Here is a 23,730-nt window from a genome sequence, read left to right on the forward strand (position 1 = left end):
TCGGCCAGCGTGCTCCGCCAGGAGAATCTGCATGCCCCCGTCAGCCCGCGAAGTCTTGAACCAGCCGCCGCCTCTGGTCGACTACAACCTGTTCAGCAGCGATGTCGCCTTGCAGGAAGGGGTGGTGCGCGAGGGCGCGGCGTGGGCGCGCGAGCCGCTGTTCGACTGCGGCGCGCTGCTGGGGCGGCGTGACAGCTTCGAGCTGGGTCGGCTCGCCAATCGCTATCCCCCCTTGCTGCACGGCTTCGACGCTCAGGGCTTTCGGCTCGACGAGGTGGAGTTCCACCCCGCCTGGCACATGCTGATGCGCGGCATCGTCGAGCGTGGCCTGCATTGCGCGCCGTGGGAGGAGCCCCGGCACTGGCGCCCATGTGGCGCGCGCCGCCGCCTTCCTGCTGCAGGCCCAGGTCGAGGCCGGCACGCTGTGCCCCACCACCATGACCTTCGGCGCCATCCCGGTGCTGTCGCAGCACGCCGGCCTGACGCTGGACTGGCTGCCGACGCTGTGCAGCCACGACTACGACGAACGCGACCTGCCGCTCGCGCAGAAGCACGGCGGCCTGGTCGGCATGGGCATGACCGAGAAGCAGGGCGGCTCCGACGTCCGGACCAATACCACGCGTGCCGAGCCGTGTGCGGACGGCAGCTACCGCCTCAGCGGTCACAAGTGGTTCTTCTCGGTGCCGCAGAGCGACGCCCACCTGGTGTTGGCGCAGGCGCCGGGCGGCCTGTCCTGCTTCTTCCTGCCGCGCTGGCTGCCCGACGGCACGCGCAACGCGGTGCGCCTGCTGCGCCTCAAGGACAAGCTCGGCAACCGTTCCAACGCCTCGGCCGAGGTCGAGTTCGACGCCGCCTACGCCGTGCTACTGGGCGAGGAGGGGCGGGGCGTGCCGCTCATCCTGGAAATGGGCGGGCACACCCGCTTCGACTGCCTGCTGGGCAGCGCCGGCATGATGCGCCAGGTGCTGGCGCAGGCGGTGCACCATTGCCGCCATCGCCGCGCGTTCGGCCGGCGCCTGATCGAGCAGCCGCTGATGCTCAACGTGCTGGCCGACATGGCGCTGGAGACCGAGGCCGCCATCGCGCTGGCCCTGCGCCTGGCGCGCGCCGCCGACGCCCCGGACGACGAGGGCGAAACGCTGCTGCGCCGGCTGCTGGTGCCGGCCGGCAAGTACTGGGTGTGCAAGCGTGGTCCGGAGTTGGCGGCGGAAGCGATGGAGGCGCTGGGCGGCAACGGCTACATGGCGGAAAGCGTGGCGGCGCGGGCCTACGCCGAAATGCCGGTGAATTCGATCTGGGAGGGCTCGGGCAACGTGATGTGCCTCGACGTGCTGCGCACCCTCGCCAAGCATCCGCGCGCGCGCGAGGTGCTGCTGGCCGAGCTGGCGCAGGTGCCGGGACGTCACCCGCTCTATCGCCATGCCCTGGGGCGCCTGAGCGACCAGCTGCAGCGCCCCGTGGCGGAGGCCGACGCCCGTCACCTGGTGCGGCGCATGGTGCTGCTGGTGCAGGCCGGTTTGCTGCTGCGCCACGCGCCGGAAGCGCTGGCCGAGGCGTTCTGTGCCTCGCGCCTGGGCGAGGACTGGGGCGGCAGCTTCGGCAGCCTGCCGTCGACGCTGGCGCTGGCGCCGATCGTGCGCCGCGCGCTGTCGGCCTGAGCGGGTGGATGCGCATGGGGGAGGCGCCTAAGCGGAGCGGGGCGGGCGCGGGCCAGGGCGTGCGGCCCACGGCCGGCCGCGCGTGGCGGCGTGGTGCCGTTTTTGTCATGCCCCTGCTGGCGACGGCGTGCGCCGTCGGTCCGGACTATCGACCCCCTGCCATGGCGGTACCGCCGGCGTGGCACAGCCCGCTGCAGGGCGGCGTGCACGCCGCGATGCCGCCGGCGGCCGAACTGGCGCGCTGGTGGGAGCGCACTGGCCGATCCGCTGTTGTCGCGCCTGATCGGCGAGGCCGTGGCGAACAATCTCGATGTCAAACTGGCGCAGGCCCGCCTGCGCGAGGCCCGCGCCCGCTACGGGCTGGCCGTGGCCGAGCGCTATCCTGCCCTGAACGCCCGCGCCGCCGTCAACCGCAACCGTTCCAGCGACGAGATGAGCCAGGGCAAGGGGCGCGCCGTCGAGACCTGGTCGGCGCAGCTCGATGCCAGCTGGGAGCTCGACCTGTTCGGCGGCCTGCGCCGTGCCCAGGAAGCCGCCGCGGCGACGCTCGACGCCGAGCAGGAGGCGCTGCGCGACACCCGGGTCAGCCTGCTGGCGGAAGTGGCGCTCGGCTACGTCGAGGCGCGCGGCTTTCAGGCCCGGCTGGCGCTCGCGCGCGGCAGCCTCGCCACCCAGGACGAGACCTGGCAGATCACGCGCTGGCGCCATCAGGCCGGACTCACCACGCAGCTGGACGAAGACCGAGGCCCGCTTCAACCTGGAGCAGACGCGGGCCCAGCTGCCGGCATTGCAGCAGGGGCTGGCGCAGTCGAAACAGCGGCTGGCGGTGCTGCTGGGGCGCGCGCCCGGCGAGCTGAGCGAACTGGACCAGCCGGCCGCCATCCCGCACCTGCCCGCCACCGTGGCGGTGGGCATCCCCGCCGACACCCTGCGCCAGCGCCCCGACCTGCGCCGCGCCGAGCGCCAGCTGGCGGCGGCGACGGCGCAGGTCGGGGTGGCCAGCGCCGCCGCCTACCCCGATGTGTCGCTGTCCGGCACGCTCGGCCTGCAAGCCCTGAGCGGCGGCCGGCTGTTGCGTTCCAGCGCCGGCCTGTATGCGCTGGGCGCCAGCGTCGGCGAGGTCGTGTTCGACGCCGGCCGCGTCCGCCACAACATCGAGGTGCAGAATGCCCTGCAGCAGCAGGCGCTGCTCAATTACCAGTCCGCCGTGCTCACGGCCTTGCGCGACGTCGAGGGCGCGCTGGTGGCCTACGCCGAGGAGCAGAACCGCGGCGTGGCGCTGCGTGATGCGGTCACGGCGGCGCAAGGGGCGGCCGATCTGGCCTCGAGCCAGTACCAGGCCGGCCTGGTCGATTTCCAGGCGGTGCTCGACACCCAACGCTCGCTGCTGTCGCTGCAGGACCAGCTGAGCCAGAGCGAGGCGGCGGCGGTGTCCAACCTGGTACGGCTTTACAAGGCGCTGGGCGGCGGCTGGGACGCGGCTGCGGCGAAAGGAGGATGATGGAGCAACCCGGCGACATGGCCAAAAAGCTCGGCCTCGACCGGCAGTCCCGTGTGGTCTCGCGCCTCCGGCGCTGGCTGCTGCTGGGGGGCATGGTCGTGGCGGCGGGGCTGGCGGCGCTGTACTGGAACAGCCGTCAGGCCACGGGCCAGCCGCGCTACCTGACGCAGGAGGTGCGCCGCGGCAGCCTGACCGTGGCCGTCTCCGCCACCGGCACGCTGCAGCCCACCAACCAGGTGGACGTCGGCAGCGAGATTTCCGGCACCATCAAGAGCGTGGAGGTCGATTACAACGACCGGGTGAAGCGCGGTCAGGTGCTGGCGCGCATCGATACCAGCAAGCTCGAGGCCCAGCTCAAGCAGAGCCTGGCGGCGCTGGCCGCCGCCCGCGCCCGGGTGCAGCAGGCGCAGGCCACCGTCAGCGAGGCCAAGGCCAAGCTGGGGCGGCTGCGCCGAGGTGCAGCAGGTCAGCGGCGGCAAGGTGCCGTCGCAGTCCGAGATGGAGACCGCCCAGGCCACCTTCGAGCGCGCCGTGGCGGATGCCGCCAACAGCCGGGCCACGGTGACCCAGGGGGAAGCCACGCTGGAGGCGCAGCGCACCGACCTGGCCAAGGCAGTGATCCGCTCTCCGGTGGACGGCGTGGTGTTGAAACGCGCCGCCGAACCCGGCCAGACCGTGGCCGCCTCGTTCCAGACGCCGGTACTGTTCACGTTGGCCGAAGACCTGACGCAGATGGAACTGCACGTCGACGTGGACGAGGCCGACGTTGGCAAGGTGCGGGAAGGGCAGGCCGCCAGCTTCACCGTCGACGCCTACCCCGAGCGCACCTTTCCGGCGCGCCTGTCCCAAGTGCGTTTCGGCGCCAAGACCGTGGCCGGGGTGGTGACGTACGAAACCGTGCTCAAGGTGGACAACGCCGGCCTGCTGCTGCGCCCGGGCATGACCGGCACCGCCAGCATCGTGGTCGAGCAGGCGCGCGATGCGCTGCTGGTGCCCAATGCCGCGCTGCGTTTTGTGCCGCCGCAGGAAACCTCGGCGCCCGCCAGCCGCGGGCTGGTCGCCAATCTGCTGCCGCGCCCGCCGCGCCCGCCGCGCCGCAGCGCTAGCCCGCCCGGCGGCAACGACAAGCAGCCCCATGTCTGGGTGCTGCAGCAGGGCCGGCTGCAGAAGGTCACGCTCAAGACCGGCATGAGCGACGGCAGCCTGACCGAGGTGAAGGGCGGGGCGCTGGCGCCGGGCCGCGCCGTGGTGGTGGACGTGATCGAGGTGAAAAAGCCGTCATGACGCCCGACGGCCGCCCCCTCGTCGAACTGCGCCGGGTCACCAAGACCTACGGCCGCGGCGCGGCGGCGATGCAGGCGCTGGGCGGGATCGACATCGTCATCGCCCAAGGCGAGTTCGTGGCGGTGATGGGGCCGTCCGGCTCGGGCAAGAGCACCTGCATGAACCTGATCGGCTGTCTCGATACCCCGAGCTCCGGCAGCTACCTGTTCCAGGGGGTCGAGGTGGGCGGGCTCACGCGCGACCAGCGCGCGCTGCTGCGGCGCCACTACCTGGGTTTCGTGTTCCAGGGCTTCAACCTGCTCAACCGCACCAGCGCCCTGGAGAACGTCGAGCTGCCGCTGATCTATCGCGGCGATCCCGCCGAACAGCGCCACCAGCGCGCCCGCGAGGCGCTGGCGGAGGTGGGGCTGGCGGGCTGGGAGGACCACACCCCGGGTGAACTGTCCGGCGGGCAACAGCAGCGCGTGGCGATCGCGCGCGCCATCGTCACCCGTCCCGCGCTGCTGCTGGCGGACGAGCCGACCGGCAACCTCGACAGCGCGCGCAGCCAGGAGATCATGACCATCCTCACGCGCCTGAACCGGGAGCAGGGCATCACCATCGTGATGGTGACGCACGAACCGGACATGGCGGCGTACGCCGGCCGCACCATCCATTTTCGCGACGGCCTGGTGGTGCCGGCAGCGGAGCGCGCACACCAGGGGGCGGGTGATGCTCTGGAACGCCTTCGCCCTGGCCCTGCGCGAAATCCGCCGCAACGTGCTGCGCTCCTTCCTCACCATCCTCGGCATCGTCATCGGCGTGGCGGCGGTGATCATCATGGTGACGCTCGGCGGCGGCGCCACGCTGCAGGTCACCCAGCAGATCGCCAGCCTCGGCAGCAACCTGCTCATCATCAGCCCGAGCCGGCGCCTCGGCCCGGGGCAGAACGTCGGGGCGGCGCTGTTCAGCATCGGCGACGCCCAGGCGCTGGTGCGCGAGATACCGGCGCTGGTGGCGGTGGCGCCGATGGCGTCGCGCTCGCTGACGGTGGTGTACGGGCACGCCAACTGGTCGACCCAGGTGATCGGCACCAGCAACGAGTACTTCACCGTGCGCAACCTCACGCTGCGCAGCGGGCGCCGCTTTTCCGACAGCGAGCTGCGCGCCGGCGCGCCGGCCTGCATCATCGGCCAGACCGTGCGCGACAAGCTGTTCGGCCGGCAGGATCCGTTGGGCGAGCGCATCCGCGTGCAGGGCATCGCCTGCAGCGTGGTCGGCCTGCTCGAGCCCAAGGGGCAGTCCGCCATGGGCAGCGACCAGGACGATCTGGCGATCATGCCGCTGCGCGCCTACCAGCGCCGCATCGCCGGCAACCAGGACGTCAACCAGCTCCAGGTGTCGGTGCGCGAGGGCACCTCCACCAGCCGCGCCCAGCAGGACATCGAGCACCTGATGCGCGAGCGGCGCCATCTCTCCGCCAACGAGGAAAGCAACTTCAACGTCATGGACATGAAGGAGATCAGCAAGATGCTGACCTCCACCACCGAGGTCCTGACCGCGCTACTCGGCGCGGTGGCGGCGGTCAGCCTGCTGGTGGGCGGCATCGGCATCATGAACATCATGCTGGTGTCGGTGACCGAGCGCACGCGCGAGATCGGCATCCGGCTCGCCATCGGCGCGCTGGAGCGGGAGGTGCTGCTGCAGTTCCTGGTGGAGGCGGCGGTGCTGTCGTCGCTGGGCGGGCTGATCGGGATCGCACTGGCGTTGGTGGCCTCGGCGGTGCTGGCCTCGGTGCTGAACGTGCCGTTCGTGTTCAACGCCACCATCGTCGCCGTCGCCTTCGTCTTTTCCGCCACGGTGGGGCTGGTGTTCGGTTATTTCCCGGCGCGCAAGGCGGCACGGCTCGATCCGATCGAGGCGCTGCGCCACGAATGAAGCGGGCGTACCTTGCCGCAAGCCGGGAGCGCGGGTGGCCGGACGGGGTCAGCCCGTGCGCAGCCACAGCAGCAGGCCGGTGAGCGCGGCTCCCAGGTGCAGCCAGGCGCGCCAGCGGAAGGCGTGGGCGCCGTCATGGGATGACAAGGTGGTGATCAGGTAGGGCCGGCCGTCGGCCGGACGCTGCAGGTGCAGCGTGAGCGGCGTGGCGGCGAACTCCTGCTGCCGTTGCCGCACCTCGCGTTCGGCGGCGGCACGCGCCGCCAGCCACTCGCGCTCGTCGATGCCGCCGCTGCGGTCGAGGTCGAAGCGGCGCAGCAGCGCCGGCTGGTCACGCTTCCACTCCGCCAGCAGGGCGGCCACGTCGCGCCGCGGGTCGGCGGCGGCATCGCCGCCGATGGCGACCAGCTCCCCGATCACGTACAGCGGGTCGCCGTCGGCGATCCATTCCTCGCAGCACAGATAGTCCTGATCGTGCCAGCTCGCGCGGTGCGCGGGATGGACCTCGGCCTGTTCCGGGTCGACCACCACCTCGCCGTGGCCGTCCTGCAGCAGGAAGGAGGCGTCGCTTTCTTGCTGCTGGGCCGGATCGAGCCGGCCGTCGCGACCGACGTAGCGGCGTTCCCAGCGGAACCAGACGCAACGCCGCCCGCTCAGCGAGCTGTAGAGCGGGGCGCGTTCATGGCTGCGCGCGCAACCGAACAGCTCGACGTAACCCTGAGCCACTGCGCCGGCGCGCGATGTGGGCGTATCGGCGATCACCCGGTAACGGCGGTAATTGAGCCACCACGCCAGCAGGCCGAAGGTGGTGCAAAGCGGCAAGCCCAGCGTGTAGAGCATGGCCGGCTGCAGCTTGAAGCCGAGCAGCAGCGCCAAGGGATAGCCGGTGAAGCCCAGCCAGCCGTGGCTGGTCAGCCGGTAAATCAGCCGCTTCCTCACTTAACGCTGGAACAGGGCGGTCAGGTCGACGTCGCGCGTCTCGGCGGCGGCAAAGCGCAGCGGCGTGGCCGGGCGGAATCCGCACAGCCGAGCGATGAACACGTCGGGGAACTGTTCGATGCGCACGTTGTTGAGGTTGACCGCTTCGTTGTAGAGTTCGCGCCGGTCGGCGATGTTTTCTTCCAGTTGGCTGATGCGCTGCGCCAGGTGCGAAAACTGCTGGTCCGCCTTGAGTTCGGGGTAGGCCTCGGCCACGGCGAAGAGACGGCCGAGCAGGCCGGACAGCCCGCTCTCGAGTTCGCCGAGCCGACCGAGGTTGCCGGCCCGTGCCGCGTCCGAGATCGCGGCGCGCGCCTCCATCACCCGGGTCAACGTGGCCTGTTCGAACTGGGCGTACTGGCGGCATACCTCCACCAGCTTGGGCAATTCGTCGTGGCGCTGCTTGAGCAGCACGTCGATGTTGGCCCAGCACTTGCCGACCTGGTGCTTGAGGCCGACCAGCGCGTTGTAGAGGATGGCTGCGTACAGCAGCGGCAGGGTGAGCAGCAGCAAGAACAGGATCAGTTTCATGTTTTCCATCCAGTCGGGAAATTCAACGATGTCATTGGCAGTATGGCATGACGTTGCGCTGACGCGCAGCGCGGACGAGGAGGTGTCATGGCGCGTCTGAGCATCATCGGTGCCGGGCGTCTGGGGCGCACGCTGGGACGCCTGGCGCACGATGCCGGCTACGCCGTGGTCGACGTGCTGTGCCGCGACGCGGCGCACGCCGCCGAGGCGCTCGCCTTCATCGGCGCCGGTCGCGCCGTCACCGAGCTGACACCGCTGGCCCCGGCCGAACTCTACCTGCTGGCGGTACCGGATGCGGCGATCGCCACCACGGCGCAAGGCCTGGCCGACGCCGGCGTAGTGCCGTCCGGGGCGCTGGTGTTTCACGCCAGCGGCGCCGGCGAGGCGAGCCTGCTGGCCCCGCTGACGGCGCGAGGTGTGCGCATCGGCAGCCTGCACCCGGCCTTTTCGTTCGCCGAGCCGGCGCGCGCCGTGGCGGGCTTCGGCGGCACGCTGTGCGCGCTGGAAGGGGAGGAAAGTGTCTGCGCCGAACTGGAAAGGTTGGCCGAAGCCCTCGGCGCCCGGCCGTTCCGGCTCGCTCCGGGTGGCAAGGCGGCCTATCACGCCGCGCTGTCGATGGCATCCAACTACTTGGTGACGCTCAACGCGCTGGCCTTGCAGGTGGCGGCCGGGGCCGGCATCGAGCCACTCGTGGCGTCGCAGCTGGTGGGCGGGCTGATGCGCCAGACGCTCGATAACACCCTGGCACTGGGACCGGCGGCGGCGCTCACCGGCCCCATCGTGCGCGGCGACGCCGGCACCGTGGCGCGGCATCTCGCGGTCATCGACGACGCGCTGTGCGCCGACGCCTACCGTGCCATGGGGCGGGCGACGCTGCGGCTGGCTGGGGAGCGGCTGGAGGAGGCGGCGCGGGCAGAACTGGCGAGGCTGCTAGACTCCCCGAGTTGAGACGGAGCGGCGCCGTCGCTGAACGATGGCCTGGTCGATTGTATGCCTGCCGGGCCAAGTCCACGCTGCAGTACCTGTGGCGATCGCTGGAAATGGAGAGCGTGGTGAAGCGGGGTGGGGGATAACAAAAACCGGCCGACGATGTCGGCCGGTTTCAGGCTGCTGACAAAGTGCTTTGATACGTTAGCGCTCAGCCGGCGTGAACCACGAACAGCGCCGGGCGCTTGTGGAAGTCGGGTGCGTCCTTCGGCCAGTCCTTGACGCGGCGGCTGACGATGGTCTGGCTGGGCAGCGTCAGATCGGCCGCCACACACAGCCGGGTCGCCGGGCTCAGCGTCTCGCGCAGCTGTTGCAGCAAGGCGTTGTTGCGGTACGGCGTCTCGATGAAGATCTGCGTCTCGTTGCGCTGGCGCGAACGCTGTTCCAGCTCCTTCACCGCCTTGGCGCGCTCGGCGGCGTCCACCGGCAAATAGCCGTGGAAGGCGAAGCACTGGCCGTTGGCGCCGGACGCCATCAGCGCCAAGAGGATCGACGACGGCCCGATCAACGGCTCCACGCGGTAGCCCTTCTCGTGCGCCAGCGCCACCAGTTGCGCGCCGGGGTCGGCCACCGCCGGGCAGCCGGCCTCCGACACCAGGCCCAGGTCGAGCCCTTCGGCCAACGGCTGCAGCAGCGCCGCCACCTCGGCCGGCTTGGTGTGCTCGTTCAGCGTCGATAGCGTCAGCTCGCGGATCGGCGTGGTCACGCCGAGCGCCTTCAGGTGCTTGCGCGCGGTCTTTTCCGCCTCCACCACGAAATGGGTGAGATGAATCACGCGGGCGCGCTCCGGCTCCGGCAACCAGGGCGTGGCCTCGTCGCCGAGCGGAGTGGGGATCAGGAACAGGGTGCCGGCCATTACAGAATCTCCACGCCTTCGTTGCCGAGCATCGTCACCAACTCGAACAACGGCACGCCGATCAGCGAGTTGGGGTCGTCCGACTCGATGCGCGCGATCAACGCGCCACCCAGTCCCTCGCTCTTGGCCGCGCCGGCGCAATGCAGCGCATCCGGCTCGCGTGTCAGATAGTGGCGAATCTGCGTCTCGGACAGCGCGCGCAGTGTCACGCGGGTCAGGCCCACCGTCTCCTGCACCCGGCCGGTGGCGCTGTTCACCAGCGCTAGCGCGGAGTGGAACAGCACGGTGCGACCGCTCATCCACGTCAGCATCTCCACGCCGCGCTCGAATTCGAGCGGCTTGCCGATCTGCTGGCCGTCGAGTAGCGCCACCTGGTCGGAGCCGATGATCAGCGCTTCGGGAAAGCGCCCGGCGAGCGATTCGGCCTTAGCGCGCGCCAGCCGGGTGGCGGTCAAGAGCGCGGTCTCATTGGGCAGCGGGGTTTCGTCGCAATGCGGCGCCACGGCCTCGAACGGCAGGCCCAGGCGCGCGATGATCTCGCGGCGGTAGGGAGAGGTGGAAGCGAGGACAATCTGCATGGTGTGAATGCTTGATTCTTTTGACAAATCGGGGAGGCGAATTATATCATGCGAGGTTTATGTCTAAACCGATTTTGATCGATCCGCTGAAGTTTGCCCGCGAGGGCCGCTCGCAGACTGGCACCTTGGCCATCTCGGCGCTGGATCAGCGCATACACGACGACCTGTCCGATACGGACGGCGAGGTAAAGTATACCCTCTCCGGCCACGTCGACCCGTTGCGTCGTGCCGTGCTCCGGCTCACGCTCGACGCCACGATTTCCGTGCGCTGTCAGCGTTGCCTCTCCAGCATGCCGTACGTGCTCAAGACCGACTCCTCGATGACGCTGTTCACCGACGAGGAAAAGCTCGAGGCGGCCTGCGAGGCCGACGAAACGCTCGATGCCATCATGGCCGAGCCGGAGTTGGACGTGGTTCGGCTGGTCGAAGACGAAATCATCATGGGCTTGCCGCTGTCGCCGAAACACGACGATTGCGGTACGGATGCTCTCGCGCGCGCCAAGACCGACAAGCCGAATCCGTTCGCGGTGCTGGCGGCGCTCAAGGGCACCAAGTCCGAGTAAACCGGATTCGTGTAATAGAATCTACTTGAAATTCTTAGGAGTTGACCATGGCCGTTCAACAGAACAAAAAGTCCCCGTCCAAGCGTGGCATGCACCGCGCCCACGATTTCCTGATCGCCCCGGCGCTGGCCGTTGAGCCGACCACCGGCGAAGCCCATCTGCGTCACCACATCAGCCCGAACGGCTTCTACCGTGGTCGCAAGGTCGTCAAGACCAAGGGCGAGTAATCGCTTTTTCTCCGCACAAACTTTACCTGTCAAACAACAGGTAGGTTTCACCACCGTACACGTTGATGACTATCACCGTAGCGGTTGATGCAATGGGCGGTGACGTTGGCCTCAAGGTCACCGTCCCGGCATCGATCCAGTTTCTCCAAGACCATCCCGACGCACGACTCATTCTTGTAGGTGACCAGACCGCCCTTGAGGCGGAATTGGCGCTGCATGGCTCCGTCGCGCGCGACCGTCTGCGCCTCCACCACGCATCCCAGGTGGTGGGCATGGACGAATCGCCGCAGCTGGCCATGAAGAACAAGAAAGATTCGTCGATGCGGGTCGCGATCAACCTCGTCAAAGAAGGCGAGGCGCAGGCGGCTGTGTCGGCCGGCAATACCGGTGCCCTGATGGCCACCGCGCGCTTCGTACTCAAGACCATTCCCGGCATCGACCGCCCGGCCATCGCCAAGCTCTTGCCCACCAGCAAGGGCACCAGCTGCATGCTGGACCTGGGGGCCAACGTCGACTGCACGCCGGCGCAACTGCTGCAATTCGGCATCATGGGCTCCGAACTGGTGTCCAGTCTGTCGGGCAAGGCCAACCCCACGGTGGGCCTGCTCAACATCGGCTCCGAAGACATCAAGGGTAACGAGACCGTCAAGCAAGCCGCCGAACTGTTGAAAGACGCCGCGCTGAACTTTTACGGCAACGTCGAAGGCAACGACATCTACCGTGGCACGGTGGATGTGGTAGTCTGCGACGGATTTACCGGCAACGTGGCGCTCAAGACCTCCGAAGGTCTGGCGCACATGATTGCCTCTTTCCTGCGCGAAGAATTCACCCGAAGCTGGTGGACACGGCTGTGTGCGCTGGCCGCCATGCCGGTCCTGAACCACTTCAAGAAACGGGTGGATGCCCGCCGCTACAACGGCGCGAGCCTGCTGGGCTTGCGCGGCATCGTGGTGAAAAGCCACGGCGGCACCGACGCGCTGGGATTCCGGTACGCGCTGGAACAGGCTTGCGAGGAAGCCGGCTCCAGCGTGATTGCTCACATCGCCGAGCGGGTTGCCGAGCAACTACAACACATCAAGCAATCCGAGGCAGCAGCGAACTGAGACACATGGCCTATTCACGCATTCTCGGCACCGGCAGCTACCTGCCGCCGACCGTGCTTACGAATGCGATGCTGGCTGAGCGCATTGATACCAGTGACGAGTGGATCGTCTCCCGCACCGGTATCCGTGCCCGCCACATCGCCGACGAGCACGAAACCACCAGCGATCTCGCACTCAAGGCGGCTCAGGCTGCGCTTGCCGACGCGGGCGTCGCCGCCGACGAAATCGACCTCATCGTGGTGGCGACCACCACCCCCGACATGGTCTTCCCCAGCACCGCCTGCCTGCTGCAGGAAAAGCTGGGTGTGCACGGTTGCGCCGCATTCGACGTGCAGGCGGTGTGCGCCGGCTTCATGTATGCGCTGATCACGGCCAACAACTACATCAAGTCCGGCATGGCCAAGAAGGCGCTGGTGGTCGGGGCCGAGGTGATGTCGCGCATCCTCGACTGGCAAGACCGCCGCACCTGCGTCCTGTTCGGCGACGGCGCCGGCGCTGTGGTGCTGGGCGAGTCGGACCAACCCGGCATCCTGCACGCCAAGCTGGCCGCCGACGGCCGCTACAAGGACATCCTGAACACCCCGGCGCAGATCGCCGATGGCAAGATCCAGGGCATGCCCTACCTGCACATGGACGGGCCGGCGGTCTTCAAGTTTGCCGTCAAGGCGCTGTCGGACATCGCCGAGAAGACGCTGGGCGAGGTCGGCATGAGCAAGGACCAGGTCGACTGGCTGGTGCCGCATCAGGCCAACCTGCGCATCATCGAATCCACCGCCAAGCATCTCGGCCTGCCGATGGAGCGCGTGGTGGTGACGCTGCCCGAGCAAGGCAACACCTCGGCCGCCTCGATCCCGCTGGCGCTCGACGCCGCGGTGCGCGACGGCCGCATCAAGCGTGGCCAGACCGTGATGCTGGAAGGCATCGGCGGCGGTTTCGCCTGGGGCGCGGTACTGCTCACCTTCTGATGACACAAGCACGCCAAGGCGTGCGCCGTCCCGGAATTGACGCGATCGGCGTCGGGACGGCGCCCCTTGGCGTTCATCGTTCCTGACGTTTTCTTGGGAGATTCACCATGTCGTTTGCCTTCGTTTTCCCGGGGCAAGGCTCGCAAAGCCTCAACATGATGGACGGTTTCGCCGACCTGCCGGTCGTGAAGCAGACTTTCGACGAAGCTTCCGCTGTGCTCGGTGACGATCTGTGGGCCATGCTCAAGGCCGAATCGGCCGACGCCATCAACGCCACCGTCAACACCCAGCCGCTGATGCTGGCCGCCGGCGTCGCCACCTGGCGCGCTTGGCAGGCCGTCGGCGGTGCGCTGCCGGTCGCCGTGGCCGGCCACAGCCTGGGCGAATACAGCGCGCTGGTCGCCGCCGGGGCGCTCGGCTTCGCCGATGCCGTCAAGCTGGTGCGCTTGCGCGCCCAGGCAATGCAGGAAGCCGTACCGGCGGGCGAGGGTGCGATGGCGGCCATTCTCAACCTGTCCGACGACGACATCCGCGCCGCCTGCGCCGAAGCCGCGCAGGGCGAGGTGGTGGAAGCGGTCAACTTCAACTCGCCGGGCCAGGTGGTGATCGCCGGGGCCAAGGCCGCCGTGGAGCGCGCCATGGAGCTGTGCAAGGCCAAGGGCGCCAAGCGCGCGCTGCCGCTGCCGGTATCGGTGCCGTCGCACTGCGCGCTGATGAAGCCGGCCGCCGAGCGTCTCGCCGCGGCCCTGGCCGAGGTGGAGATCAAGGCACCGTCGATTCCGGTGCTGCACAACGCCGACGTGGCGAGCTACAGCGATCCGGCACAGATTCGCGACGCGTTGGTGCGCCAGCTCTACAGCCCGGTGCGCTGGACCGAAACGGTGCAGAAACTGGCTGCCGACGGCGTGCTGCAACTGGCCGAATGTGGCCCGGGCAAGGTGCTGGCCGGGCTTGCCAAGCGCATCGACGGCAACGTCAAGGGCTTGGCGCTGACCGATGCCGCGGCGCTGCAAGCGGCTTGTGAAGAGCTGAAATAACGCGATCTGCGGTAAAAAAGAGACACTTCTCCGTCGCCGTGTCATTCCGGCGGTGGGGCATTTCGAGGAGAAAGTTGATGAGTCTGCAGGGTAAAGTGGCGCTGGTGACCGGCGCGTCCCGCGGCATCGGTGCGGCGATTGCCGAAGCACTGGCCGCCGAGGGAGCCAAAGTCATCGGCACCGCCACCTCCGAGGCAGGGGCCGCCGCCATCGGCGAGCGCCTGGCGGCGCAAGGCGGCGTGGGCATGGTGCTCAACGTCGGTGAAGAGGGGGCCATCGAGGCGCTGATCGACACCATCGCCAAGGAATACGGCGACATCGCCATCCTGGTCAACAACGCCGGCATCACCCGCGACGGTCTCTTGATGCGCATGAAGGACGAGGACTGGGACGCCATCATGGACACCAACCTGCGCTCGGTGTTCAAGGCCTCCAAGGCCGTGCTGCGTGGCATGATGAAGGCGCGCTGGGGCCGCATCGTCAACATCGCTTCGGTGGTGGGCGCGATGGGCAACGCCGGCCAGACCAACTACGCGGCCGCCAAGGCCGGCATCATGGGCTTCACCAAGTCGATGGCGCGTGAAGTGGGCAGCCGCAACATCACCGTCAACTGCGTGGCGCCGGGCTTCATCGACACCGACATGACCCGCGCACTGCCGGAAGCGCAGCGCGAGATGCTGGTGCAGCAGATCGCCCTGGGCCGCCTCGGCGACGCCAAGGACATCGCCGATGCCGTGGGCTTTTTGGCATCGGATCGCGCGGCCTACATCACCGGCCAGACATTGCATGTGAATGGTGGCATGCTGATGCCCTAATCCGCCTGTTCGCGGGCGGTTAAAGCATTTAGGTAGGCTACTCTAAATTTTTTTTGTAGAATACTCGGGTTTTGTTATCCCGAATCAGAAAGGTAAAGGGTTAATACAAATGGAAAACATTGAACAGCGCGTCAAGAAGATCGTTGCCGAACAACTGGGTGTGAACGAAGCCGAAGTGAAAATCGAATCTTCCTTCGTCGACGATCTGGGCGCTGACTCCCTGGATACCGTTGAACTGGTGATGGCTCTGGAAGAAGAGTTCGAATGCGAAATTCCGGATGAAGAAGCCGAGAAGATCACCACCGTTCAGCAAGCGATTGACTTCGTCAACGCTCATCTGAACAAGTAATTTTTTTCGCTGTACCCAGGGACCTCTGCCCGATAGCGCCATGCGCTCGCAGCAGAGGTCCTTTTTGTTGGCGACTTCGAAACGGGTGTCATGTGCGCCCCGGTTTTGTCTGATCTGGGTGCGGCCGTTTCGAAACAATCGGGAGAACGCCCTCCCTGCCTTTGCGGAGAAAGCCCCGTGACCAAACGTAGAGTAGTAGTAACCGGCCTTGGCCATGTGTCCCCGATTGGCAACGATGTTGCCTCCGGCTGGGCCAACCTGCTGGCCGGCAAGTCCGGCATCGGCACCATCACCCGTTTCGACGCCAGCGACCTGGCGTGCCAGATCGCCGGTGAGGTGAAAGATTTCAACATCGGCGACTACATCGCGCCGAAGGATGCACGCCGCATGGACGTGTTCATCCATTACGGCATCGCCGCGGCCTTCCAGGCCATCGCCGATGCCGGGCTCGAGGACGTTCCCGATCTCGACAAGACCCGCGTCGGCGTCAACATCGGTTCCGGCATCGGCGGCCTGCCGCTGATCGAGGAAACCGGCGTGGCCCTGATGGAAGGCGGTCCGCGCAAGATCGGTCCGTTCTTCATCCCGGGTTCGCTGGTCAACCTGATCGCCGGCCACGTGTCGATCTTCAAGGGCTACCAGGGGCCGACCTACGGCATCGTTTCCGCCTGCACCACCGGCGCGCACTGCATCGGTGACGCCGCGCGTCTGATCCAGTACGGCGACGTCGACGTGATGGTGGCAGGTGGTGCCGAAGGCGCGATCTCGCGTCTGGGCATCGGCGGTTTTGCCGCGATGAAGGCACTGTCGACGCGCAACGACGATCCCGCTACCGCCTCCCGTCCGTGGGACAAGGGCCGTGACGGTTTCGTGATGGGCGAGGGCGCCGGTGTGCTGGTGCTGGAAGAGTACGAACACGCCAAGAAGCGTGGCGCCCGCATTTATGCCGAGCTGATCGGCTTCGGCATGAGTTCGGACGCGCACCACATCACCGCGCCGAACAGCGAAGGCCCGGCCCGTGGCGTGAAGAACGCGCTGCGCGATGCCGGTGTCAACCCGGACGAGGTGGACTACGTCAATGCGCACGGTACCTCCACTCCGCTGGGGGATGCCAACGAGACTACCGCACTGAAGCTGGCTTTCGGCGATCACGCCAAGAAGCTGGTGGTGAACTCGACCAAGTCGATGACCGGTCACCTGCTGGGTGGCGCAGGTGGCGTCGAGGCGCTGTACTCGGTGCTGGCGCTGTACAACCAGGTGTCGCCGCCGACCATCAACCTGTTCGAACAGGATGTCGAGGGCGGTTGCGATCTGGACTACGTCGCTAACACCGCGCGCGAGATGCCGATCAACGTGGCGATCTCCAACTCCTTCGGCTTCGGCGGTACCAACGGCACGCTGGTCTTCAAGCGCGTCTGAGCGTCCTGAAGCGTCATTGACAGCCGAAACCGCTGCGTTACACTCGCAGCGGTTTTTCTTTTTCGGCCAACGTCGTCCCGACGCGGGCCCAGGACCGGTCATGTTTACCGAACGACTCGATGTTTCCCCCGATCTGCTGGCGCTGCACGCCGCCGACCGGGCCCGTTTCCCCTACCTGCTGATGTCTTCTGGCGAGCAGGGCTGGGACATGCTGTTCGCCCTGCCGGGCGAGACCCGGCTGTTTTACGACGGCGAGGGCGGCGCGTTTCTCGACGCGGTGCGCGCCATCACGCCGCAGCCGGTGGACAACCCGCACCGCTTGCCCTTCGTCGGCGGCTGGTTCGTGTTTCTCGGCTACGACCTGCTGTCGGAGTTCGAGCCCAGCGTGCCGGCCGGGGTGCCGGACAGCTTCCCGCAGGCGGCGCTCGCGCGCGTACCGGCGGCGGTGCTGCTCGACCGCGCGGCCGGCCAGGGCTGGCTGGTGGCGGAAAGCGCTGAGGCGCTGGCGGAACTGCGCACCAGGGTGGGGGCCGTGGCGCCGTTCACGCCGCGCCCGGTGGCGCTGCAAAGCCTGACGGAGGACGACCCGAGCTGGTACACCGACGCCGTGGTGCGGCTCAAGCGCTACATCGTCGAAGGCGACGTGTTCCAGGTCAACATCTCGCGCGGCTGGCGCGCCACGCTGGCCGACGCGGTGCGCGCCGCCGACCTGTTCGCCGCGCTGCGCCGAGGCCAACCCGGCGCCGTTCTCGGCGCTGGCCGATTTCGGCGCGGCGCAGATCGTCAGCTCGTCGCCGGAGCGGCTGGTGCGGGTCCGGGACGGCTGGGCCGAGACACGGCCGATCGCCGGCACCCATCCGCGCTCGCCCGACCCGGCGGAGGACGCCGCGCTGAAACAGCGCCTGATCTCCAGCACCAAGGAGCGCGCCGAGCACGTCATGCTGATCGACCTCGAGCGCAACGACCTCGGCCGCATCAGCCAGCCCGGCACGGTGGAGGTGAACGAGCTGATGGCGGTGGCCAGCTACGCCTACGTGCACCACATCGAATCCAACGTGCGCGGCCGGCTGCGCCCCGAGGTGACGCCGGCCGAGGTGCTGCGCGCGCTGTTCCCCGGCGGTACCATCACCGGCTGCCCCAAGGTGCGCACCATGCAGATCATCCGCGAGCTGGAAGCCGGTGCGCGCCGCGCCTACACCGGCAGCCTGGGCTACCTCAACCGCGACGGCAGCATGGACCTGAACATCCTTATCCGCACCTTCATGCAGGAAGGGCAGCAGCTGCGCTTCCGCGCCGGCGGCGGCATCGTGGCCGACTCCGACCCCGAGCGCGAGCTGCAGGAGACGCGGCACAAGGCGCGCGGCCTGCTGCGCGCGCTGGGCGTGGAGCAGGGCTGATGGCGATGCTGATCGACGGCGTGCCGGGCGAGCAGGTCTCGGCGCTCGATCGCGGCACGGCCTACGGCGACGGCGTGTACCGCACGCTGGAGCTGTTGGCCGGCCGGCCCCGGCTGTGGCGCTGGCAATGGCAAAGGTTGGCCGAAGACTGCGCTGGGCTGGCCCTGCCGCTGCCGGACGAGCGTCTGGTCCTGGCCGAACTGGCGCTGGCCGCGGCCGGTCTGGAGCGCGCGGTGGCCAAGATCGTGCTGACGCGCGGCGTCGGGCGGCGCGGTTACGCCATGCCGGCCGACGCGGTGCCGACGCGCCTCGTCTCGGCCAACGCCTGGGCTGGCTACCCGGCCGAACTGGCGGAGCAGGGGGTGACGGTACGGCGGTGCGAGTTGCGCCTCGGCCAGCAGCCATGCCTGGCCGGCATCAAGCACCTCAACCGGCTGGAGAACGTGCTGGCGCGCTCGGAATGGAGCGACCCCGCGATCCACGAGGGGCTGCTGCTGGACAGCGAGGGTTATCTGGTCGAGGGCACCATGAGCAATCTGTTCCTGCTGCGCGGTGGCGAACTCGCCACGCCCTTGCTCGACCGCAGCGGCGTGGCCGGTGCGCTGCGCGCCTGGGTGCTGGACAACGCCCCGGCGCTCGGCCTGGCGGTGCGTGAGGCACGCCTGACGCTGGCCGATCTCGACGCCGCCGAGGCGGTGTTCCTGTGCAACAGCCTGATCGGGATCTGGCCGGTGGTGCGGCTGGGGGAGCGGACCTGGCCGATTCCGCAAGCCTTGCGGGCGCTCATGGCACAGCTCGCGGCGGCGGCCTGAAAAGCACACACGGTCGTGGCGCGGAGCGCACCGGGCTCCTGCAACGATGCACTTCGCGGTATTCCGCCCCTCCGATCTTTCGCCAACGGCTTGGCGCTGCACGGTTTCACGCGGCGCCGCTCAGGGCGCCGGGCCGGCTTCGTCCAGTGGCTGGAACCATTCGGCGTGGCGGGGGCCGCTCAAGGCCGCGATGCTATGGCGTTGCTCGGCTTCGGCCAACGTGGCGGCAAATACCGCGTCGTCGGCGATTCCTTCGTAAACCTCCATCCAGGTAGTGGGGTCGTCGCGCCGGCGCAGCGGCCGCGCGCTCACCCCGCAGCGCGCGCACAGCTCCTGCTGCAGCGCCTGCACCGTCTGGTATAGCCTGGCGTCGGGCACGGCGACCTGGTAGTACAGGTACAGCGAATGCGTCATGGTGTTCTCCCCGGGATGTTGAATCGACCTTTGCTCGGCAGCCGCCCGGCAAAATCGCTTATGATAGCCCCTTTACCATAGTTCACACGCCGCGCCGGCCTGCCGGAGCGGTCTTGCCGGGTTGAAGGGGAAAAACGGTGCAGCAAGGCATCAAGACCTTGGTGGTGGTCGGAGTCGGTCTGATCGGCGGCTCGTTTGCGCTGGCGCTCAAGCGCGCCGGCCTGGTGGAGCGCGTGATCGGCGTCGGCCGCACGCTGGAGAATCTGCAGCGCGCCCTGCAACTGGGCGTGGTGGACGAGATCAGCCAGGACATCGCCGACGCGGTGACGCAGGCGGACATGGTGCTGCTCGCCACGCCGGTCGGGCAGATGGGCGCACTGTTGGCGGCCATGGCCGACACCTTGCCGGCGCACACCATCGTCACCGACGCCGGCAGCACCAAGAGCGACGTGGTCGCACTGTTCCGCCAGCATCTGCCGCAGCAATTGGCGCGCTGCGTGCCGGCCCACCCGATCGCCGGCTCCGATCTGTCCGGCGCCGTCGCCGCCCAGTACGGCCTGTACGAAAACCGCAAGGTGGTGCTGGCGCCGCTGGCCGAAACCGGCGCCGACGCCAGCGAGCTGGTGAGCCGCCTGTGGCAGGCCTGCGGAGCCAAGGTGCACGTGATGAGCGCCGCCGAGCACGACGCGGTGTTCGCCGCCGTCAGCCATCTACCGCATCTCTTGGCCTTTGCCTACGTCGACATGATCGCCGGCAAGGACGACGCCGCGCGCTGCTTCGACTTCGCCGCCACCGGCTTTCGCGACTTCACCCGCATTGCCGGCAGCCACCCGGAAATGTGGCGTGACATCAGCCTGGCCAACCGCGCGGCGCTGCTGGCCGAGCTCGACGATTACCGTGAGGCGCTCGACCGGTTGCATGCCCTGTTGGCGGCAGGCGACGGTACCGGTCTGGCCGAGGTGTTCGACACCGCGCGCGCGGCACGCGTGGCGTGGAATCAGCGCTTCATGCGCCAGGGATAGGCTATGCAAGAAAGGGCAAGAACGATGACGATCTGGGTGGATGCCGATGCCTGTCCGGTGGTGGTGAAGGACATCCTGTACCGCGCCGCGGAGCGTACCGCCACGGCGCTGGTGCTGGTGGCCAACCGCTTGCTCGCCACGCCACCGTCTGCGCATATCCGCACGGTACAGGTGCCGGCCGGGTTCGACGTCGCCGACAACTACATCGCGCAGCAGGTCGAGGTGGGGGATATCGTGATCACCGCCGACATTCCGCTCGCTGCCCAGGTGGTGGAGCGGGGGGCGCTGGCGCTCAACCCGCGCGGCGAGCTGTACAGCGACGCCAGCATCCGCGAGGCGCTGGCGCTGCGCAACTTCATGACCGAGCTGCGCGACAGCGGCGTCGCCACCGGCGGCCCGGCTCCCTTCGGCCAACGTGAGCGCCGGGCCTTCGCCGCCCAGCTCGACCGGCTGCTGGCAAGGCGGCGCTAGCGCTCCTGCGGCAGGGCGGCGCGGATCACCCCTTCCTTGTCGGCCGGCTGCCAGCCGTCCGGCTTCAATATCTTGCCGTCGGCACGCCGCCGCACCTGGCCGTCGACGCATTTGCGCAGGTTGGCGGCGTGGATTTCCCGCGCCATCTCGGCCACCGGCAGGCCCTGCGACAGCAACAGCCCGGTCAACACGTTCATCACGTCCACTCCTTCGGCGGCGAGCTCCGCCATGCGTCGCACGCGCTCGGCCTCGTCCGCGCCGGCCAGCGCCTTGTACTCGGCGAGCGCCTGCCAGAATTCGGCCAGTTCCTCGCGTAGCATGGTTTCCCATAAGGTCAGGTCGGCCGGCTGCGGCGTCGGCTGGGCGGGCGGGGTCAGGTCGAAGCGCTGCATGAACTCGCGGCGCAGGGCGAAGAAGTCGGTCATGGCGTTGAAGTAGTGGATTTGGATCAATATATTGTCATCGATTTGCCTGTCTATAACAATATAAGGTGTTTTTGTATGAAAAAAGCGCCCGATGGCGGGCGCTTTCCTGTGCCGATAAGCAGGCGCTCAGCGCGTCAGCGAGGCCAGTACGTCGAAATAGTCGGGGAAGGTCTTGGCGACGCACTTGGGGTCGTTGATCACCACCGGGGTGCCCATCAGCGCTACCAGCGAGAAGCACATCGCCATGCGGTGGTCGTCGTAGGTGTCGATCTCGGCGTTGGGCGTCAGCGCCGCCGGCGGGGTGATGCGGATGTAGTCGCGGCCTTCCTCCACCGCGGCGCCGACCTTGCGCAGCTCGGTGGCCATGGCGGACAGGCGGTCGGTTTCCTTGACGCGCCAGCTCTCCACGTTGCGGATGGTGGTGGTGCCGTCGGCCGCCAGCGCCGCCACGGCGATGGTCATCGCGGCGTCGGGGATGTGGTTGAGGTCGACGTCGAGCGCCTTGAGGCCGCCGGCCGGGGCGCTGGCCTCGATCCAGTTGTCGCCCATGCTGATGGTCGCGCCCATCTCGCGCAGGGTGTCGGCAAACTTGACGTCGCCCTGGATGCTGTCGCGACCGACGCCTTCCACCCGCACCGGCCCGCCGGCGATGGCGCCGGCGGCAAGGAAGTAGGAGGCGCTGGAGGCGTCGCCCTCGACGTGGATCTCACCCGGCGAGAGGTAGCTCTGGCCGGCGGCGATGGTGAAGCGCTGCCAGCCCTGGCGCTCGACCTTGACGCCGAAGCGTGCCATCAGGTTAAGCGTGATCTCGATGTAGGGTTTGGAAATCAGCTCGCCGACCACCTCGATAGTCACCGCTTCGCCGGTCAGCGGCAGCGCCATCAACAGCGCGGTGAGGAACTGGCTCGACACGTTGCCCTTGACCGGGATCACCCGGCCGGCGTCGATCGCCGCCGGGGCGATCGCCAGTGGCGGGAAGCCCGCGTTGCCGAGGTAACGGATGTCCGCGCCGGCCACGCGCAGCGCGTCGACCAGATCGCCGATCGGCCGCTCGTGCATGCGCGCCACGCCGGACAGCTGGTACTCGCCCTGCATCAGCGCCAGCGCCGCGGTCAGCGGGCGGAAGGCGGTGCCGGCGTTGCCGAGGAACAGTTCGGCCTGTTTCACTGGAAACGCCCCGCCCACGCCGTGCACCACGAAGTCGCGGCTGTCGCCGACCTGCTCGATGGTCACGCCCAGCAGGCGCAGCGCGCCCAGCATGTGGCGGATATCGTCGGAGTCGAGCAACTCGCGCACCAGCGTCTTGCCCTGGGCCAGCGCGGCCAGCAGCAGGGTGCGGTTCGAGATGCTCTTGGAGCCGGGCAGGCGGATGGTGCCCGACAGGCGGGGGAGGGCGAAAGAAGCAGCTGTTCCATGGGATCGGATTCTTGAACGGTTCGGTCTGGGTCATCGCGGCACGACATCGGATCGTACCGCCTTCGGCACTCCACTGTACCCGTGTGGCCGCCGTCTAGGCAAACCGGGCCTGTCCGCCAGGAAGCGCTCACCGGGACGGCGCGGAAGACCTCACTGACACGGCGCGTGCCCGGCCGGTTCTTCTTCCTGCCCGCTCTTGCCCGGACGGCGCGTGGCTCGCCGCGCTATTCCCGAGCCCCGGGGCCGTGTCGGCTGAGCTAGAATGATCCCTTTTTTCCGGTTCGCTTCGGCCAACCTTATTGCTCAGGTTTTTCTCGACATGACCGTACCCGTCATCACCATCGATGGACCCTCCGCCTCCGGCAAGGGCACCGTGGCCGCTTTGGTGGCCGACCAGCTCGGATTCCACTATCTCGATTCCGGCTCGCTCTACCGCTTGGTGGCCTTGCTTGCCATCCGTCGCGGCATCCCCATGGAGGACGAGGCCACGCTGGCCGAGGCGGCGCGCCAACTGCCGGTCGCCTTTGCCGACGGCACGGTTTGGCTCGACGGCGAAGACGCCGGCGACGCCATCCGCGGCGAAGAAATCGGCATGGGTGCCTCGCGTGTCGGTGCGCTGCCGGCGGTGCGCGAAGCGCTGCTCGAGCGCCAGCGCGCCTTCCGTCAAGCACCCGGCCTGGTCACCGACGGGCGCGACATGGGTTCGGTGGTGTTTCCCACCGCGACGCTCAAGGTTTTCCTCACCGCCAGTGCCGACGAGCGAGCCAGCCGGCGCTATAAGCAGTTGATCGGCAAGGGGGAATCTGCTAACCTTCCAAAGATTAAGCAGGACATAGTCGATCGTGATGCGCGCGATGCCGCCAGAACGGTCGCCCCCCTGCGCCAGGAGCCGGATGCCAAACTGCTTGATACCACCGAACTGACCATCGACCAAGCGGTCGAGGCAGTCGTTCAGTGGTTCAGGGAGCAACAGGCCTCCGGCCTCTAATTTTTTTAGCACCCGTC

The 23,730-nt window shown here is 68.1% G+C and carries 26 protein-coding genes and 4 pseudogenes; 22 read left to right on the forward strand and 8 right to left on the reverse strand.

Going from position 1 to position 23,730, the window contains the following annotated elements; all coding sequences use genetic code 11:
• Positions 1-31 precede the first annotated feature (31 nt).
• The 8 genes and pseudogenes from ABKF58_RS09585 to ABKF58_RS09620 form a co-directional block, all read left to right on the forward strand.
• Positions 32-289: pseudogene (locus ABKF58_RS09585) on the forward strand (DNA alkylation response protein); the annotation flags it as partial.
• A gap of 82 nt (positions 290-371) precedes the next feature.
• Positions 372-1,658: an isovaleryl-CoA dehydrogenase gene (locus ABKF58_RS09590; RefSeq protein WP_482584242.1), complete on the forward strand. Its 1,287-nt coding sequence runs from the start codon at positions 372-374 to the stop codon at positions 1,656-1,658.
• Positions 1,659-1,952: 294 nt separating this feature from the next.
• Positions 1,953-2,336: pseudogene (locus ABKF58_RS09595) on the forward strand (TolC family protein); the annotation flags it as partial.
• A 109-nt stretch (positions 2,337-2,445) separates the two neighbouring features.
• The gene (locus ABKF58_RS09600; protein ID WP_482584243.1) at positions 2,446-3,159 is read left to right on the forward strand and encodes a TolC family protein; all 714 of its coding nucleotides are present in this window, start codon (positions 2,446-2,448) and stop codon (positions 3,157-3,159) included.
• A 92-nt stretch (positions 3,160-3,251) separates the two neighbouring features.
• Positions 3,252-3,485 (forward strand): annotated as a pseudogene (locus ABKF58_RS09605) (efflux RND transporter periplasmic adaptor subunit); the annotation flags it as partial.
• 130 nt (positions 3,486-3,615) lie between these two features.
• Entirely contained in the window at positions 3,616-4,443 is an 828-nt protein-coding gene (locus ABKF58_RS09610; protein ID WP_482584244.1) for an efflux RND transporter periplasmic adaptor subunit, read from the forward strand.
• 125 nt (positions 4,444-4,568) lie between these two features.
• Positions 4,569-4,907: pseudogene (locus ABKF58_RS09615) on the forward strand (ABC transporter ATP-binding protein); the annotation flags it as partial.
• Between the two features lie 247 nt (positions 4,908-5,154).
• A complete protein-coding gene (locus tag ABKF58_RS09620; RefSeq protein ID WP_482584245.1) occupies positions 5,155-6,360 on the forward strand; it encodes an ABC transporter permease in 1,206 nt (401 codons plus the stop codon).
• 48 nt (positions 6,361-6,408) lie between these two features.
• Here ABKF58_RS09620 and ABKF58_RS09625 read toward each other — a convergent pair whose 3' ends face one another.
• Entirely contained in the window at positions 6,409-7,299 is an 891-nt protein-coding gene (locus ABKF58_RS09625) for a hypothetical protein (protein ID WP_482584246.1), read from the reverse strand.
• Positions 7,300-7,869 (reverse strand): LemA family protein, encoded by a 570-nt coding sequence (locus ABKF58_RS09630; RefSeq protein WP_482584247.1) that lies wholly within the window; start codon positions 7,867-7,869, stop codon positions 7,300-7,302.
• 87 nt (positions 7,870-7,956) lie between these two features.
• On the opposite strand from ABKF58_RS09630, the gene ABKF58_RS09635 reads away from it, so the two are divergent.
• A complete protein-coding gene (locus ABKF58_RS09635) occupies positions 7,957-8,817 on the forward strand; it encodes a Rossmann-like and DUF2520 domain-containing protein (RefSeq protein ID WP_482584248.1) in 861 nt (286 codons plus the stop codon).
• Between the two features lie 190 nt (positions 8,818-9,007).
• On the opposite strand, the gene ABKF58_RS09640 is transcribed toward ABKF58_RS09635, so the two are convergent.
• Positions 9,008-9,712: an SAM-dependent methyltransferase gene (locus ABKF58_RS09640; protein WP_482584249.1), complete on the reverse strand. Its 705-nt coding sequence runs from the start codon at positions 9,710-9,712 to the stop codon at positions 9,008-9,010.
• The gene (locus ABKF58_RS09645; RefSeq protein ID WP_008954996.1) at positions 9,712-10,290 is read right to left on the reverse strand and encodes a Maf family protein; all 579 of its coding nucleotides are present in this window, start codon (positions 10,288-10,290) and stop codon (positions 9,712-9,714) included. The genes ABKF58_RS09640 and ABKF58_RS09645 overlap by 1 nt, the downstream gene beginning before the upstream one ends.
• 59 nt (positions 10,291-10,349) lie before the next feature.
• On the opposite strand from ABKF58_RS09645, the gene ABKF58_RS09650 reads away from it, so the two are divergent.
• The 8 genes from ABKF58_RS09650 (at position 10,350) to fabF (ending at position 16,768) form a co-directional block, all read left to right on the forward strand.
• Positions 10,350-10,853 (forward strand): YceD family protein, encoded by a 504-nt coding sequence (locus ABKF58_RS09650; protein ID WP_008954997.1) that lies wholly within the window; start codon positions 10,350-10,352, stop codon positions 10,851-10,853.
• Between the two features lie 47 nt (positions 10,854-10,900).
• The gene (gene rpmF, locus ABKF58_RS09655) at positions 10,901-11,080 is read left to right on the forward strand and encodes a 50S ribosomal protein L32 (protein WP_008954998.1); all 180 of its coding nucleotides are present in this window, start codon (positions 10,901-10,903) and stop codon (positions 11,078-11,080) included.
• Between the two features lie 65 nt (positions 11,081-11,145).
• Positions 11,146-12,183: a phosphate acyltransferase PlsX gene (gene plsX / locus ABKF58_RS09660; RefSeq protein WP_040653009.1), complete on the forward strand. Its 1,038-nt coding sequence runs from the start codon at positions 11,146-11,148 to the stop codon at positions 12,181-12,183.
• Positions 12,184-12,188: 5 nt separating this feature from the next.
• Positions 12,189-13,148, forward strand: coding sequence for a beta-ketoacyl-ACP synthase III (locus ABKF58_RS09665; protein WP_482584250.1), 960 nt, complete (start codon positions 12,189-12,191; stop codon positions 13,146-13,148).
• A 107-nt stretch (positions 13,149-13,255) separates the two neighbouring features.
• Complete coding sequence (gene fabD, locus ABKF58_RS09670) at positions 13,256-14,185, forward strand: ACP S-malonyltransferase (protein WP_482584251.1); 930 nt, start codon at positions 13,256-13,258, stop codon at positions 14,183-14,185.
• 77 nt (positions 14,186-14,262) lie between these two features.
• Complete coding sequence (fabG, locus tag ABKF58_RS09675) at positions 14,263-15,000, forward strand: 3-oxoacyl-ACP reductase FabG (RefSeq protein WP_008955002.1); 738 nt, start codon at positions 14,263-14,265, stop codon at positions 14,998-15,000.
• A 109-nt stretch (positions 15,001-15,109) separates the two neighbouring features.
• The gene (gene acpP / locus ABKF58_RS09680) at positions 15,110-15,349 is read left to right on the forward strand and encodes an acyl carrier protein (protein ID WP_008955003.1); all 240 of its coding nucleotides are present in this window, start codon (positions 15,110-15,112) and stop codon (positions 15,347-15,349) included.
• A 177-nt stretch (positions 15,350-15,526) separates the two neighbouring features.
• The gene (gene fabF, locus ABKF58_RS09685) at positions 15,527-16,768 is read left to right on the forward strand and encodes a beta-ketoacyl-ACP synthase II (RefSeq protein WP_008955004.1); all 1,242 of its coding nucleotides are present in this window, start codon (positions 15,527-15,529) and stop codon (positions 16,766-16,768) included.
• Between the two features lie 37 nt (positions 16,769-16,805).
• Here the strand turns inward: fabF and ABKF58_RS09690 are convergent, their stop codons facing one another.
• Positions 16,806-17,621 (reverse strand): hypothetical protein, encoded by an 816-nt coding sequence (locus ABKF58_RS09690; RefSeq protein ID WP_482584252.1) that lies wholly within the window; start codon positions 17,619-17,621, stop codon positions 16,806-16,808.
• Between ABKF58_RS09690 and ABKF58_RS09695 the strand changes: the two genes are divergently transcribed.
• Both ABKF58_RS09695 and pabC read left to right on the forward strand, forming a co-directional pair.
• A complete protein-coding gene (locus tag ABKF58_RS09695) occupies positions 17,524-18,165 on the forward strand; it encodes a chorismate-binding protein (protein ID WP_482584353.1) in 642 nt (213 codons plus the stop codon). The genes ABKF58_RS09690 and ABKF58_RS09695 overlap by 98 nt on opposite strands.
• Positions 18,165-18,977, forward strand: coding sequence for an aminodeoxychorismate lyase (gene pabC, locus ABKF58_RS09700; protein ID WP_482584253.1), 813 nt, complete (start codon positions 18,165-18,167; stop codon positions 18,975-18,977). The genes ABKF58_RS09695 and pabC overlap by 1 nt, the downstream gene beginning before the upstream one ends.
• Before the next feature lie 120 nt (positions 18,978-19,097).
• On the opposite strand, the gene ABKF58_RS09705 is transcribed toward pabC, so the two are convergent.
• Entirely contained in the window at positions 19,098-19,391 is a 294-nt protein-coding gene (locus ABKF58_RS09705) for a DUF4936 family protein (RefSeq protein ID WP_482584254.1), read from the reverse strand.
• A gap of 137 nt (positions 19,392-19,528) precedes the next feature.
• Here ABKF58_RS09705 and ABKF58_RS09710 point away from each other — a divergent pair, with 137 nt between their 5' ends.
• Together ABKF58_RS09710 and ABKF58_RS09715 are read left to right on the forward strand one after the other, a co-directional pair.
• Positions 19,529-20,413 (forward strand): prephenate dehydrogenase, encoded by an 885-nt coding sequence (locus ABKF58_RS09710; RefSeq protein ID WP_482584255.1) that lies wholly within the window; start codon positions 19,529-19,531, stop codon positions 20,411-20,413.
• A gap of 24 nt (positions 20,414-20,437) precedes the next feature.
• Positions 20,438-20,884, forward strand: coding sequence for a YaiI/YqxD family protein (locus ABKF58_RS09715; protein WP_482584256.1), 447 nt, complete (start codon positions 20,438-20,440; stop codon positions 20,882-20,884).
• Here ABKF58_RS09715 and ABKF58_RS09720 read toward each other — a convergent pair.
• Positions 20,881-21,336: a pyrophosphohydrolase domain-containing protein gene (locus tag ABKF58_RS09720; protein WP_482584257.1), complete on the reverse strand. Its 456-nt coding sequence runs from the start codon at positions 21,334-21,336 to the stop codon at positions 20,881-20,883. The genes ABKF58_RS09715 and ABKF58_RS09720 overlap by 4 nt on opposite strands.
• Positions 21,337-21,435: 99 nt before the next feature.
• Positions 21,436-22,734 (reverse strand): 3-phosphoshikimate 1-carboxyvinyltransferase, encoded by a 1,299-nt coding sequence (gene aroA, locus ABKF58_RS09725; RefSeq protein ID WP_482584355.1) that lies wholly within the window; start codon positions 22,732-22,734, stop codon positions 21,436-21,438.
• Between the two features lie 310 nt (positions 22,735-23,044).
• Here aroA and cmk point away from each other — a divergent pair, with 310 nt between their 5' ends.
• On the forward strand, positions 23,045-23,713 hold the full coding sequence (cmk, locus tag ABKF58_RS09730; protein ID WP_482584356.1) for a (d)CMP kinase: 669 nt from the start codon (positions 23,045-23,047) through the stop codon (positions 23,711-23,713).
• The last annotated feature ends 17 nt before the right edge of the window (positions 23,714-23,730 follow it).

The organism is Pseudogulbenkiania sp. AW2-16, assembly GCF_056824575.1.